Origin of the sequence: Duganella sp. Root198D2, assembly GCF_001428585.1 — a bacterium.
GTDB lineage: Bacteria > Pseudomonadota > Gammaproteobacteria > Burkholderiales > Burkholderiaceae_D > Rugamonas.
In genome coordinates, this window is record NZ_LMIC01000002.1 from 176587 (window position 1) to 190717 (window position 14131).

Here is a 14131-nt window from a genome sequence, read left to right on the forward strand (position 1 = left end):
CGGCGATGCAAAGGAAATTACTCACCGCACTGGCCTTGGCTGCACTTGCCGCCAGCGCAGCCGCCACCAGCGTGCTGGTCGACGCCTCCTTGCGCCAGACCGAGATCGGCCTTGAGCTGGGCCTGCCCGTCCACATGCAGGACGACGAAGAGTACACGGCGCCGCTGGAACGGCTGCTCGAACATGGGCGCCGCGTGTTCTCCGCCAACTGGACCAAGGCCGAAGGCGGCGGCCGCCCGCTCACCAAGGGCAATGGCCGCGGCTTGTCCGATGTGTCGATGCCGCTGGTTGGTGCGCGCGGCTTCAACCGCATTTCCGGCCCGGATGCCAACTCCTGCATGGGCTGCCACAACCAGCCGTTCGGCGTGACAGGCGGCAGCGGCGATTTCGTGGCGAATGTGTTCGTGCAGGGCCAGCGCTTCGACTTCGCAACATTTGAGCGGACCGACCTGGTGCCGACGCGCGGTGCGCTCGATGAACGCGGCAAGCCGGTCACTCTGGCCAGCATCGGCAACTCTCGCCATACGCCGGGCATGTTCGGCGCCGGCTATATCGAGATGCTGGCACGCGAGATCACCGCCGACCTGCAGCGCATCCGCGACAGCATGAAGCGCGGCGAAACGCGGGCACTGACCGCGAAAGGGGTCAGTTTCGGCAAGCTGACCCGGCGCAGCGACGGCTTGTGGGATGTCAGCCAGGTTACCGGACTGCCGCGCCTTAGCCTGATCACGGCCACGCCAATCGACCCGCCCACGCTGTTGATCAGGCCCTGGCACCAGGCCGGCAATTCGGTATCGCTGCGCGACTTCACCAACACCTCGTTCAACCACCATCATGGCATGCAGTCGACCGAACGCTTCGGCGCCAATACCGACCAGGACGGAGATGGCTTCAGCAACGAGCTGACCCGCGCCGACGTGACCGCTGCTTCCATCTTCCAGGCTGCCATGGCGGTGCCGGGCCAGGTCATTCCAGGCAATCCCAAAATTGCGCAAGCGATCGTGCACGGCCAGGCGAAATTCAATTCATTCGGCTGCGCAAGCTGCCACGTGCCGGCCCTGCCGCTCAGCCGCGAAGGCTGGACCTTCACTGAACCTGGCCCCTTCAACCCGGTTGGCAACCTGCGCGCGGGCGATGCCAGGACCGTCCAGGTCGACCTGAACGATCCTTCGCTGCCGCTGCCGCGCCTGGCCCCCGAACATCCCGACGACCTGGTGATGATGGTGCCGGCCTACACCGACTTCAAACTGCACGACATTTCCGACCCGTCCGATCCCATGCCGCTCGAATCGCTGGACATGAACTGGCCTGTCTGGGCGCCCAAGTTCCCCGAAGGTAACCGGCGCTTCCTGACGCGCCGGCTATGGGGTGTTGCCAATTCCGGCCCGTATTTCCATCACGGCATGTACAGCACCATGCGCGAAGCGGTACTGGGACATGCAGGCGAAGCCCTTGCCTCGCGCAAGGCTTACCAGGCCGCCAGTAAATATGACCAGGACACCTTGATTGAATTCCTGAAGTCGCTGCAAGTCCTGCCGCCCGGCACTACCGCCCTGGTGGTCGATGAGAACTTCAAGCCAAGGACGAGCCAGCGATAAACTGTACTGGCTCGCCAAGAGGGCATCATCAACGCCGTGCGCATGGCCAAACGGTGCCCTGCTGGCGACGCTGTCAGAAGTACTTTGTCGGTCAATGCGTTCGTCCACTCTGAGATCAAGGCCGCATTGAAGATGGAGACCTGGAAAAGCAATAAAAGCCGGAACAATCAGCTCTCAATCATCAAGCGCGTTTTCGAACTGGCGGTGATGGACAAGCAGATCAAGGAAAACCCCTGCAGCGGCCTGGAACACGCCAGCTTCCAGGCGCCTGGGCCTGACCCCTTCTCCTTGGACGAAGTTCATAAGATCCTGACCAGCATTGGAAAGCACTACAGCGAGCAAATCCTCAACTACGCCCAATTCCAGTTCTTCTCCGGTCTGCGTACATCAGAGTCGATTGCGCTGGAATGGTCAAACGTAGACCTCAACAAAGGTGAGGTCAAGGTGGACGTCGTGAACGTATATGACGAAGAACAGGACGCGACCTAGACTTCGACCGTCCGCATCGTGAAGCTGCCGAGGGAAGCCATGGCTGCACTCGTCGCGCAGAAGAAAATATACCCATAGTCGGGGGCAAGGTGTTCAACGACCCGTACTATAACGAGCCTTGGATCTACCACCGGGTTACCCGCGCAGCGTTCTGGACCACAACGCTAAAACGCTTGGGCATCCGGCACCGGCGCACATACAACACGCGACACACGTTCGCCACAATTGGCCTGATGGCCGGCGCGAACCCGGCATACATGGCCCGTCAGTTGGGCCACAGCCTCGAAATTTTCTTCAAAGTCTATGCCAAATGGATCGATGGGCAAAACGACTCCAGAGAGCTGGCGAAGATGCAGGTGGCGATAACGGCCTCATTGTAAAAACCGGCCCCGCGCCGGTTTTTACTTTCCCTTGCTATTTCAACCCGGCTTTTTGAAATGCCGCACTGAGAGTCGTGGCGGCCTGGTTCGCTGGTCGCGTCTTAAACTCTGACGTTGCAACAGCTTTCAGGGTGTTGGCGCTGACCGAAAATTGATGGGTCAGAATTCACACAGCGGCCTGAGCTGAGGGGAGCAGGGGAATGACCGATTTATCCCAAAGTTAACCCAATAACTCTGCGAAAAAGCCCAAAAAAAAAGCCAGCTATCTAAGCTGGCTTTTTTTCGCAAGTAAATCAACTACTTACGCACATTCTGGCGGAGAGACGGGGATTCGAACCCCGGATAGGCTATGAACCTATACACGCTTTCCAGGCGTGCGACTTCAACCACTCATCCATCTCTCCTACATTCTCACGCTTATCGCGAGAGGCCCGAATTATAGCAGGGTTATGCAAGAGTGCAAAGGGTTTCTATTTAAACCCGGCAAACCTGGGTCAGACCCAAGGGTCTGACCCGCCCGTTCAGGCTTAGGAGGTTTCTTTCAGTTGCTCGAGGATGGCTGGGTTCTCCAACGTCGAGACGTCCTGGGTGATGGTTTCGCCTTTGGCGAGCACGCGCAGCAGGCGGCGCATGATCTTGCCGGAGCGGGTCTTCGGCAGGTTGTCGCCGAAGCGGATCTCTTTCGGCTTGGCGATCGGGCCGATCTCCTTGCCTACCCAGTTGCGCAGTTCGGTGGCGATCTGCTTTGCTTCGTCGCCGGTCGGGCGGGCGCGCTTCAACACTACAAAGGCGCAGATCGATTCGCCGGTGGTTTCATCCGGCTTGCCCACCACGGCGGCTTCCGCCACCATCGGATTGGCGACCAGCGCAGATTCGATCTCCATCGTGCCCATACGGTGGCCGGACACGTTCAGTACATCGTCGATACGGCCGGTGATGGTGAAGTAGCCGGTTTCGGCGTTGCGGATTGCGCCGTCGCCGGCCAGGTAGTATTTGCCGCCCAGCTCCTCAGGGAAGTAGCCGGACTTGAAGCGGTCCGGGTTGCCCCAGATGGTGCGGATCATCGAAGGCCATGGGCGTTTGACGACCAGGATGCCGCCGCTGCCGTTCGGTACGTCGTGCCCTGCTTCGTCCACGATCGCGGCCATGATGCCTGGCAGCGGCAAGGTGCACGAGCCTGGCACCATCGGGGTGGCGCCTGGCAGCGGGGTGATCATGTGGCCGCCAGTTTCGGTCTGCCAGAAGGTGTCGACGATCGGGCACTTCTCGCCGCCCACGTTCTTGTAGTACCACATCCAGGCTTCCGGATTGATCGGTTCACCTACAGTGCCCAGCAGGCGCAGCGAGGAAATGTCGAAGTTCTTCGGATGCACTTTCGGATCGACGTCGGAGGCCTTGATCAGCGAGCGGATCGCGGTCGGTGCGGTGTAGAAGATATTGACCTTGTGCTTGGCGATGGTTTCCCAGAAGCGGCCGGCGTGCGGGAAGGTCGGGATGCCTTCGAAGACAACCTGGGTCGCGCCAACGGCGGTCGGGCCGTATGCGATATAGGTATGGCCCGTCACCCAGCCGATATCGGCGGTACACCAGTACACGTCTTCCGGCTTGAGGTCGAACGACCACTTCATGGTCAGCGCGGCCCACAGCAGGTAGCCGCCGGTGGAGTGCTGCACGCCTTTCGGGGTGCCGGTGGAGCCGGAGGTATAGAGGATAAACAGCGGATGCTCCGCGTCCACCCATTCAGGTTCGCAGGTGGCGGCCTGGCCTTCAACCAGATCGTGCAGCCAGATGTCTCGGCCTTCGGTCCAGGCAATATTGCCGCCGGTGCGCTTGTACACCACCACGTTCTTGATGGTGTCGCAGCCGCCCATGGCCAGGGCTTCGTCGACGATGGCTTTCAGCGGCAGTTGTTTGCCGCCGCGCAGTTGCTCGTCGCAGGTCAGCACGGCGACAGCGCCGGCGTCGATGATGCGCTCCTGCAGCGACTTGGCGGAGAAGCCGCCGAACACCACGGAGTGGGTGGCGCCGATACGGGCGCAAGCCTGCATTGCCGCTACGCCCTCAACCGACATCGACATATAGATCACGACGCGGTCGCCTTTCTTGATGCCGCGTGCCTTCAGGCCGTTGGCGAACTTGCAGGTCTTGTCGTGCAGCTGCTGGTAGCTGACGCGGGTCACCTGGCCGTCATCCGCTTCGAAGATGATCGCGGTCTTGTCGCCCAGGCCGTTCTTGATATTGCGGTCCAGGCAGTTGTACGAGACATTCAGCTTGCCGTCTTCGAACCATTTGTAGAACGGCGCGTTGTCTTCGTTCAGCGTGCGGGTGAACGGCGTTTGCCATTCCACGTGCTCGCGCGCCAGGCGCGCCCAGAAGCCTTCATAGTCGCGCTCCGCTTCGTCGCACAGCGCTTTGTAGGCGGCCATGCCCGATACTGCGGCCTTTTCGACGAATGCCGCTGGCGGCGCAAAAATACGCGATTCCATTGGTCCCTGTTGGTCGGCGCCCTGGTTGGTCATGCTTGTCTCCGGTTAGTGATGGTTTGCTTGCAACAATAGAGCTTGTCGCTTACTGCGCCCTTACATTTTTCGAGGCGCTACTTTTGCCATTTTAATCACATCCAGCCCCTCTGGTACAGGCGGCGCTGGCAGCACGCGGTCCACGAGCAATACCAGTTTGCGGCGCGTCCATCCGCCCAGCTGGCGCTCCAGCAGCCAGTGCGAAGCCGATGCAACCGGGATCGCCAGCAACAGCGCGAGGAAGATCTCATTCCAGCTTTGCGTATGCAGCCCGCGCTTCTCCAGCCAGCTAATCAAGACCAGTTGGCTTAGATAATGCGTCAAGTACATCGAGTAGGACACGGTGCCGGTCCACACCAGCCAGCGCGGCATATTCAGGGTGACGGTTTTGCTGGCAACAGCCAGCACAAGCAGCATAACTGCCAAGGGCCAGCCCCACCCTGCGGGGCCATGGAAATCGCCAACTCCGGACCAGCCCCACCACAGTACAAAGCCAACGCTGCAGATGACGGCCTGCCACGCCACCGAAACGTTCGGGAAGCGCACGCGTGGGCTCAGGTAAAGCAGACCAATCACCACACCTGCCAGGAACTCATAAATAATCGGGTTGGTCACCAACTGCATATAGCCGGAGCGAAATTGCAGGAACTGCTGCACATTCAGCGTGGGACCTCCATGGTTCAGGGGCAGAAGCACAAGGGTCAGCAGCATCCAACTGGCGAGCACTAGCCACCGCAGGCGCCCCGCCAGCATGCTAATGCCAAAGACGATGTAGAAGTACATTTCGAAGGCCAGCGTCCACGCCAACGGAAACACCAGCCCGAAGTAAGGCGCCTGTTCAGGCACCTGAGGCCGGAGAGTCAGGGATCTAAATAGGAAACGCAGCTGTTCTGCATCCTGGAAGAACGACAGGCCATCGCGCCTGACGAAAATCCACAGCAAGGTCACCACTGCGTAAGCAGGCCAAATGCGAGCAAAACGCTTGACCGCGAATACGGCCGCGTTGCGCACGCCGCTGGCGTTCTGGGTGGTGTACACCATGATAAAGCCGCTAATCAGGAAAAACAGGTCAACACCCATTGCGCCGGGCCGGAAGAAGGCATCAGCCAGAACAAAGTTCGGCGTGCCGCTCAGTAAATAACGACCATGCGTAAATACCACGCCCAACACGGCGAGGCCGCGCAGACCTTGTAACCAATCAAGCTTCATCTTGGCTTAAAAAATAGACAAAAGTCTGTACTTTAGCACCCCCCCATCAGTGAAGCAATGCGCTTGCCGCTGCTGCGTTGCCCTGCGCGTGTAGAATATCGGCTGTTTTTCAACGCTTGAACAATAACCGCAGATGACCGAACCACTGAACCCCAACGGCAAACGCCTTAGCCCGATCCCCGCCTTTATCTTCATGTCGCGCTGGCTGCAGCTTCCACTGTACCTGGGCCTGATCCTGGCGCAGTGCGTCTACGTGTTCCATTTCTGGGTCGAGCTGAAGGACCTGATTGGCGCAGCACTTGGCAACGCTTCCTCGCTCGACCACATCCTGCAAGCGGTAACCGTCAAGGGAACCGAGGCGCCGACCAAACTGACCGAAACCACCATCATGCTGGTGGTCCTGGGCCTGATCGACGTGGTGATGATTTCCAACCTGCTGATCATGGTGATCGTGGGCGGTTACGAGACCTTCGTTTCGCGCATGCACCTGGAGGGCCACCCAGACCAGCCGGAATGGCTGTCGCACGTGAACGCCTCGGTGCTGAAGACCAAACTGGCAATGGCGATCATCGGCATCTCTTCGATCCACCTGCTGAAGACCTTCATCAACGCCCACGCGTACGACGAAAAGGTCCTGATCGCGCAGACCGTCATTCACATCGCATTCCTGCTGTCCGCAATGGCGATTGCGTACACCGATCGCATCACCACCCTGACGCACCACGATTCCAAGCAACACTAATTAGCCAACGAGCCAATCATGACCATCATCAAGCAAGACGACCTGATCGAATCTGTTGCCGCCGCGCTGCAGTACATCAGCTACTACCACCCAGCCGATTACATCCAGCACCTGGCGCGCGCGTACGAAGCCGAGCAAAGCCCGGCAGCGAAAGATGCGATCGCCCAGATCCTGACCAACTCCCGCATGTGCGCGGAAGGCAAGCGTCCGATCTGCCAGGACACCGGCATGGTGAACGTCTTCCTGAAGATCGGCATGGGTGTGCGCTTTGAAGGCTTCAAAGGCACCGTGACCGACGCCGTCAACGAAGGCGTGCGCCGCGCGTACAACTTCGCCGACAACAAGCTGCGCGCGTCCATCGTGGCCGACCCGCACTTCGAGCGCAAGAACACCAAGGACAACACCCCGGCCGTGGTCCATATGGAACTGGTGGAAGGCAATACCGTGGAAGTGGCCGTTGCGGCCAAAGGCGGCGGCTCCGAGAACAAGACCAAGTTCGTCATGCTGAACCCATCCGACTCGCTGGTGGACTGGGTGCTGAAGACCGTGCCGCTGATGGGCGCCGGCTGGTGTCCGCCAGGCATGCTGGGCATCGGTATCGGCGGCTCCGCAGAGAAAGCCATGCTGCTGGCCAAAGAATCGCTGATGGAAGACATCGACATGTTCGAGCTGAAAAAGCGCGGCCCGCAAAACAAGCTGGAAGAACTGCGTATCGAACTGTGCGACAAGATCAATGCCCTGGGCATCGGCGCGCAAGGCCTGGGCGGCCTGACCACCGTGCTGGACGTGAAGATCAATATGTACCCGACCCACGCCGCCTCCAAGCCGGTCGCCATGATCCCGAACTGCGCGGCCACCCGCCACGCCCACTTCGTGCTGGATGGTTCCGGCCCGGCCTACATCGAGCCGCCGAAGCTGTCCGACTGGCCTGATGTCACCTGGGCTGCAGATACCGAGAAGTCCAAGCGCGTCGACCTGAACACCCTGACCAAGGAAGAAGTGGCTTCCTGGAAGCCGGGCCAGACCCTGCTCCTGAACGGCAAGATGCTGACCGGCCGCGATGCCGCCCACAAGCGCATCCAGGACATGCTGGCCAAGGGCGAGCAGCTGCCGGTGGACTTCACCAACCGCGTAATCTACTACGTTGGCCCGGTCGATCCGGTCGGCACCGAAGTCGTTGGCCCAGCCGGCCCGACCACCGCGACCCGCATGGACAAATTCACCGACATGATGCTGGAAAAAACCGGCCTGATCTCGATGGTCGGCAAGGCGGAACGCGGCCCGACCGCGATCGAATCGATCCAGAAGCACAAGTCGGCCTACCTGATGGCTGTCGGCGGCGCTGCTTACCTGGTATCGAAAGCGATCAAGGGCGCCAAGGTTGTCGGCTTCGAAGACCTGGGCATGGAAGCGATCTATGAATTCGACGTGGTCGACATGCCAGTCACCGTAGCCGTCGATTCCACCGGCACGTCCGTGCACAACACCGGCCCGAAAGAATGGCAGGTGAAGATCGAGTCCCTGAAAGCGGCGCAGCCAGCATAAATGATCCATCCAATCCCCTCCTCCGCCGACGCGCCGATCGGCGTTTTTGATTCCGGCGTCGGAGGGCTCTCCGTGCTGCGCCATATCCACGCGCAGCTGCCGCACGAGCACGTGATGTACTTCGCCGACTCCGCCTTTGCGCCTTACGGTGCGAAGACGGACGAATGGCTGGTGCAGCGCGCAGTCGCCGTCACAGCCTTCCTGCTTGAGAAGGGCGCCAAGGCGCTGGTGGTGGCTTGCAATACCGCCACCGTGGCGGCCATCAAGGCAGTGCGCACGGCTTACCCTGCGCTGCCGGTGGTTGGCGTGGAACCTGGCCTCAAGCCTGGCGCCGCGGCCACCCGCAATGGCACGGTCGCCGTCATGGCGACGGCAAGCACGCTGCGCGGAGAGAAGTTCCTGGCGCTGCGCGAACAGATCTCCGGCACCAGCGGCACGCGTTTCCTGCTGCAGCCATGCGTCGGCCTGGTGGAACGCATCGAACAGGGCGACCTGACCGGTGAAGAAACTGCTGCCATGCTGAAGGGCTATGTGGAGCCGCTGCTGGAACAAGGCGCGGATACGCTGGTCCTCGGCTGCACCCACTACCCGTTTGTGCGGGACGCCATCGCGCAGCTGGTTGCGGAACGCGGCGACGCCGCAGCGGTCACGCTGATCGACACCGGCGACGCCGTAGCCCGCCAGCTGGCACGCCTGCTGGAAGGCGCCGGCCTGCTGCGTCCGGGCGGCACGCCTGCCCACCTGCACGGCTACACCAGCGGCAACGCAGCAGCCTTGCAGCAGCAGTTCGCCAACCTGCTTGGCCTGCACCCCAAGGTCGAATCAGTGGTCGTTTGAAATATATTTGCCAGATTATCGGAGTCCCTATATAATCTCGGCTCTGTCGCGCTACGGGGCGATAGAAAAGCAGTTTTCAGTGGTGGCTGTAGCTCAGTTGGTAGAGTCCAGGATTGTGATTCCTGTTGTCGTGGGTTCGAGCCCCATCAGCCACCCCACCGAATTCATGAAGAAGGCCTGATAGTTCGCTATCAGGCCTTTTTTGTTTGTGCAAACTTCTCGCCCCAGCGCGCGACCGGTCCCAGCGCGGCATTCAGCTCCGCACCCAGCTCAGTCGTCGAATACTCGACCCGTGGCGGCACCTCGGGGAACACCTCGCGCCGCACGATGCCGTCAGCTTCCATTTCCCGCAGTTGTTGAATCAACATTTTCTCCGTGATGTCGCCCAGCACGCGGCGCAAGCCGCCCGGACGCACCGGTCCCGCCTGCAGTTCGTACAGGATCAGCGCCTTCCATTTGCCGCCAATGACCTCGAAGGCCGGGCCGATGCCGCAGTTATAAGGTTTGCTCGCAGCCATTGAATCTCCACAAAACTTACCAAATGGGAAGTACCCCACAAAAAAGTAGGTACTTGCCGAGCTTTATGGTACCCCAAGATATGGCAACTCCCACCCACATTAAGGAGTTTGAAATGAAAAGCATCGCTATCATTGGCCTTGGCCAGATGGGCTCTACCCTCGCCCGCCTTTTGCTCGAGGCAGGCTTTGAAGTCCACGTTTGGAATCGTTCCCCCGGCAAGACCGCAGCCCTGGCCGAAGCCGGCGCCCATCTCGCAGCAACGCCGGCGGATGCCGCCAGCCGCGCGCAGTTCGCCGTGATGTGCGTACACGATCACGCGGCGGCAATGGAGATCCTTTCGCAGCAAGGCGTATGGCACGCATTGAAAGGCAAGGCGCTGCTGCAGTTCACCACCTTCAGTCCGCAGGAAGCAGCGGCGGCGTTCGAAGCGGCGCGTGCACACGGCATGGCCTACCTGTCCGGCGCGATCCAGGTTGCTCCGGAGCAGATGGGCAAGCCGGATACCACGATCCTGCTTTCCGGCCCGCGCACCGTAGCCGATTCGGCCAACGCAGTGCTGGCAGCCTTGGGCGGCAACGTCGTCTGGCTCGGTGAACGCGCCGCGGCAGCGGCCACCATGGACCTGGCGACGCTGTCTTTCGTGTACGGCGCAACGGCAGGCTTCCTGCAAGGCGCGGCACTGGCGCAAAGGGAAGGCCTTGACCTCGAGCACTACGGCGCTATCGTGCAGGCCATGTCGCCTTCGTTCGGCGAATTCCTGCGGCATGAAGCCAAGGTGATAGCCAGCGGCGATTTCGCCGTCACACAAAGCCCGCTTTCGATCTCGGTCGATGCCACGCGCCGCATCCTTGGCGCGATGCATGAAGCAGGCCTCGACGCAACGCTGCCGGCGGTCATTGCGCAATTGCTTGAGCGGGCCGTGGCACAAGGCTATGGCGGCGAAGAGCTGGCAGCAGCCGTAAAGGTGATCGGCGTAAAATCCTGAGGTTGGTAACTTTGCATTCCTGAAATATAATTAATTTCAGACAACCCTCCAGGACCAGCGTGGATTTCCAGTCTTTGCATTGCCCGCAATGTGGCGGGGTGCTGCCGCGCCAGGCAATCTGGCGCACAGTCGCCTGCCCTTATTGCGACGCCACCGTCACCCGTTCCGATTCGGTGGTCGACATCGCCCGTTTCCACGAAGCGCTGCAGCGCTTCCAGAACGATCCCGCCGGCCAGGACGCCCGCTGCGGCGAACGGCGCTACCGCATCGTGCGCCAGTTGTACCAGGGTGCCGCTTCACGCGTCATGCTGGCGCGCCGCTGCGGACGCCTGGGTGAACACGTCGTCCTCAAATTCGCCGACGCCGCAAAGCTGGAGCTCGAGCGTGATGGCCTGCGCCAGCTGCAGGCGGACACCTCCTCCGGCTCCGCCTACTTCTCGCAGCGCCTGCCGGAATCCATTGCCTTGGGACCGGATGGCAATGGCGGCACGGTGCACGTGCTGCGTCACCCGCCTGGCTACTGGGGCAGCCTGGCCGAAGTCCACCGTCATTACGGGACTGGCCTGGATGCACGGCATGTAGTCTGGATGTGGCGCCGCGTGCTCGAGGTGCTGGCGCATGTGCACAGCATCGGCTGGAACCACGGCGCTGTCAGCCTGGAACACATGCTGGTGCACCCGGCCGACCACGGCATATTCATGGTCGGCTGGTCGCGCGCGAAACGCCATGGCGACGAGTCGCGCGACCTGATGCAATTGGCGTGGAGCATGCGCGCCTTGCTGGCCGGTCAGCATGCCGGCGATGACGCCCCTGCCCTGCCGGCATCGCTGCCGGCGCCGCTGGCGGAACTGTTGCAGCGCGCCAGTTCCGACGCTCGCTGGCTGCGCGCGCGCGGCGCTGCCGGCCTGCACCACGAGGTTACCAGCGCGGCAGCGGCGGCATTCGGCGCGCCGCGTTTCCTTCACTTCCAACCAACACATTAATCGTATCCAAAGGAGCCAAATGGGACACGGTAACTACTCCTTCTCGGCGCACGCCGCCCTGGTCGCAGACCGGGCGTCCGCCTCGCGCACCGAAGTATTCCAGCAACGTAACTGCCATCCGCTGATGAACCCCAAGGACATCAAGATGCGCGAGTCGCGCGACAATGCCGACCACCCGAATTCGCTGGGCATCGTCTTCGCGCTCGACGTAACCGGCTCGATGGGAGATATCCCGCAGCAGTTGGCCACCAAAGAGCTGCCGACTTTCATGCGCCTGCTGATGGCCTGCGGCGTCGCTGACCCGCAAATCCAGTTCATGGCAATCGGCGATGCCGTATCGGACCACGCGCCTTTGCAGGTCGGTCAATTCGAGTCGACCGCGGAACTGATGGACCAGTGGCTGACCTGGAGCTACATCGAAGGCGGCGGCGGCGGGTCTGGTGAAGAAAGTTATGAACTGGCCTTCTACATGGCAGCCCAGCACACCGACCTCGATTGCTGGGCCAAGCGGCGCAAGAAAGGCTACCTGTTCGTGACGGGCGACGAATTGCCCTACCCAGCGGTGTCGCGCCACCAGATCGAAGCCCTGGTTGGCGACCGCCTGGACCAGGACTTGCCGATCGAAGAGGTGATTGCCGCCGCTTCCGAGACCTTCCACCTGTTCTTCCTGATTCCTGACCTGCAGCGCCGCCAGCGTTGCGAGGCGCGCTGGCGCGAGCTGCTGGGCGACCATGTGATCTGCATGGAAGACCCACAGGATGCCTGCGCCGTCGCAGCTTCTATCGTAGCCCTGACTGAAGGCGCCTTGCCGAAGCTGGACGCGCTGCCAACCGTGCTGACAGGAGAAGGTATCGATGGCGGCCGCGTTTCCGCCATCGTACGCGCCCTGCGCCCATACGCAGCCTTGCTGGATGGCGGCACAGCGCATGACATTCCGGTGTCGTCGCCTGCCGTGGCGCTCGGCGAACGTCCATGGTGGAGGCGTCTGTTTGGTTGAGGGCAGGATCGTATCGGTCATCGGACTCGCCTTCGGTGACTGCGGCAAAGGCTTGTTCACGGACTACCTTTGCCGCGCGAAGTCGGCGCACACCGTCGTGCGCTTCAATGGCGGCGCGCAAGCGGGGCACAACGTGGTCCTGCCTGATGGCCGTCATCACACTTTCTCGCAATTCGGCGCCGGCACCTTTAATCCCGGCGTCGCGACCGTCCTGTCGGCGCCGGTCGTAATTCACCCCACTGCCCTGCTGGTTGAGGAAGCCTATTTGCAGCGAGCAGGTGTCGGCGACGCGCTGGATCGCCTGTCCATCGATGCACGCTGCCTCGTCACCACGCCCTACCACGAAGCCGCCGGCCGCCTGCGTGAACGTGCGCGTGGCCCCGCCGCACACGGCAGCTGCGGCGTAGGCTTTGGTGAAACGGTGGGCCATGCGCTGGCCCGGCCCGAACAAGCACTGCGCTATGCCGACCTGCTGCATCCCTGGCGCGCCCACGACAAGCTGGAAGCCATGCGCCAAAGCTTGCGCGCCACGCTGTCCGGCGAGGCCGCGGCGCTCAACCCGCAAGATGCGGCAATCCTGGACGATCCTGGATTCGGCCTGCTGTGGCTCGAGCACGCGCGACGCCTCATCGCCGCAGTGCCGCCCTGCGCGCCGGGCCGGATCGCCGCGCAGTTGGCCCGTCCAGGCAACATCGTGATGGAAGGCGCGCAAGGCATGCTGCTCGACGAATGGCACGGCTTCCACCCCCATACAACGTGGAGCAGCACCGGTCCCGCTGCTGCCGAAGCAGCATTGGCCGGCTACGGCCTTTCCGAGCGCATCACGCATCTCGGCGCCATGCGCAGCTACTTCACCCGCCACGGCCAGGGCCCGATGCCAACGGAGGACCACGCCTTGCGAAGGCTGGCAGAGCCGCATAACAATGACAGCGGCTGGCAGGGCCGCTTCCGCCGAGGCCACCCGGACGCCGTCCTGCTGCGCTATGCGCTCGCGGCCGCGCGCCGTATCGACGGCCTGCTGGTCAGCCACCTCGACGCATTCGAAAGCGCGCCAGGCCTGCGCTGGGCCCACAGCTACAACCTGCACGGCCACGAAGTCCACGACCTCGCGCCATCCGCGCACCTCGACCTGTCACACACGGCGGCACTATGCGAACAGCTAAACGCCGCAAGCCCGAACTACGCAGCCACACCTATCGCCAATGCCGAAGCGTTCTTGCGCGAACTGGAAGCAATCAGCAAACTGCCAGTCGTCCTCGGCTCACATGGCCCGACCTGGCGCGACGTTGCGGCACTTCCCGCAAATAGGGCCTGATCCGACCGCATTG

General features: G+C 61.8%; 13 protein-coding genes and 2 tRNA genes. 11 read left to right on the forward strand and 4 right to left on the reverse strand.

What is annotated here, in order from left to right; translation table 11 throughout:
• Positions 1–5: 5 nt before the first annotated feature.
• The 3 genes from ASE26_RS03675 to ASE26_RS03685 all read left to right on the forward strand — a co-directional run bounded on the left by ASE26_RS03675 (position 6) and on the right by ASE26_RS03685 (position 2467).
• On the forward strand, positions 6–1598 hold the full coding sequence (locus tag ASE26_RS03675; RefSeq protein ID WP_082507402.1) for a di-heme oxidoredictase family protein: 1593 nt from the start codon (positions 6–8) through the stop codon (positions 1596–1598).
• Positions 1599–1634: 36 nt separating this feature from the next.
• Positions 1635–2087: a site-specific integrase gene (locus ASE26_RS03680; protein WP_156409864.1), complete on the forward strand. Its 453-nt coding sequence runs from the start codon at positions 1635–1637 to the stop codon at positions 2085–2087.
• Positions 2088–2176: 89 nt separating this feature from the next.
• Positions 2177–2467: a hypothetical protein gene (locus tag ASE26_RS03685; protein ID WP_057245623.1), complete on the forward strand. Its 291-nt coding sequence runs from the start codon at positions 2177–2179 to the stop codon at positions 2465–2467.
• A 313-nt stretch (positions 2468–2780) separates the two neighbouring features.
• Here ASE26_RS03685 and ASE26_RS03690 read toward each other — a convergent pair.
• The 3 genes from ASE26_RS03690 to ASE26_RS03700 form a co-directional block, all read right to left on the reverse strand.
• Positions 2781–2871, reverse strand: a tRNA-Ser gene (locus ASE26_RS03690).
• 123 nt (positions 2872–2994) lie between these two features.
• Complete coding sequence (gene acs / locus ASE26_RS03695; protein WP_057245624.1) at positions 2995–4986, reverse strand: acetate--CoA ligase; 1992 nt, start codon at positions 4984–4986, stop codon at positions 2995–2997.
• A 60-nt stretch (positions 4987–5046) separates the two neighbouring features.
• A complete protein-coding gene (locus tag ASE26_RS03700; protein ID WP_082591283.1) occupies positions 5047–6195 on the reverse strand; it encodes an acyltransferase in 1149 nt (382 codons plus the stop codon).
• A 133-nt stretch (positions 6196–6328) separates the two neighbouring features.
• On the opposite strand from ASE26_RS03700, the gene ASE26_RS03705 reads away from it, so the two are divergent.
• From ASE26_RS03705 to ASE26_RS03720, 4 genes are all read left to right on the forward strand, one after another.
• Positions 6329–6937 carry a TIGR00645 family protein gene (locus ASE26_RS03705; protein WP_055933441.1) on the forward strand — a complete coding sequence of 203 codons (609 nt, stop codon included), beginning with the start codon at positions 6329–6331 and terminating at the stop codon, positions 6935–6937.
• A gap of 18 nt (positions 6938–6955) precedes the next feature.
• On the forward strand, positions 6956–8482 hold the full coding sequence (locus ASE26_RS03710) for a fumarate hydratase (protein WP_057245626.1): 1527 nt from the start codon (positions 6956–6958) through the stop codon (positions 8480–8482).
• A complete protein-coding gene (murI, locus tag ASE26_RS03715; RefSeq protein ID WP_055933436.1) occupies positions 8483–9319 on the forward strand; it encodes a glutamate racemase in 837 nt (278 codons plus the stop codon). It abuts the gene before it with no gap.
• Between the two features lie 82 nt (positions 9320–9401).
• Positions 9402–9477 (forward strand) — tRNA-His (locus ASE26_RS03720).
• A gap of 33 nt (positions 9478–9510) precedes the next feature.
• On the opposite strand, the gene ASE26_RS03725 is transcribed toward ASE26_RS03720, so the two are convergent.
• On the reverse strand, positions 9511–9837 hold the full coding sequence (locus ASE26_RS03725; RefSeq protein ID WP_055933434.1) for a helix-turn-helix domain-containing protein: 327 nt from the start codon (positions 9835–9837) through the stop codon (positions 9511–9513).
• 80 nt (positions 9838–9917) lie between these two features.
• On the opposite strand from ASE26_RS03725, the gene ASE26_RS03730 reads away from it, so the two are divergent.
• From ASE26_RS03730 to ASE26_RS03745, 4 genes are read left to right on the forward strand one after another with little or no spacing between them, the layout of a single operon-like run.
• A complete protein-coding gene (locus ASE26_RS03730) occupies positions 9918–10823 on the forward strand; it encodes an NAD(P)-dependent oxidoreductase (RefSeq protein ID WP_082591290.1) in 906 nt (301 codons plus the stop codon).
• Between the two features lie 59 nt (positions 10824–10882).
• Positions 10883–11806, forward strand: a complete 924-nt coding sequence (locus ASE26_RS03735; protein ID WP_057245628.1) for a hypothetical protein — start codon at positions 10883–10885, stop codon at positions 11804–11806.
• A 19-nt stretch (positions 11807–11825) separates the two neighbouring features.
• A complete protein-coding gene (locus ASE26_RS03740) occupies positions 11826–12803 on the forward strand; it encodes a hypothetical protein (protein WP_055933425.1) in 978 nt (325 codons plus the stop codon).
• A complete protein-coding gene (locus ASE26_RS03745; RefSeq protein ID WP_057245629.1) occupies positions 12796–14118 on the forward strand; it encodes an adenylosuccinate synthetase in 1323 nt (440 codons plus the stop codon). The genes ASE26_RS03740 and ASE26_RS03745 overlap by 8 nt, the downstream gene beginning before the upstream one ends.
• Positions 14119–14131 lie beyond the last annotated feature (13 nt).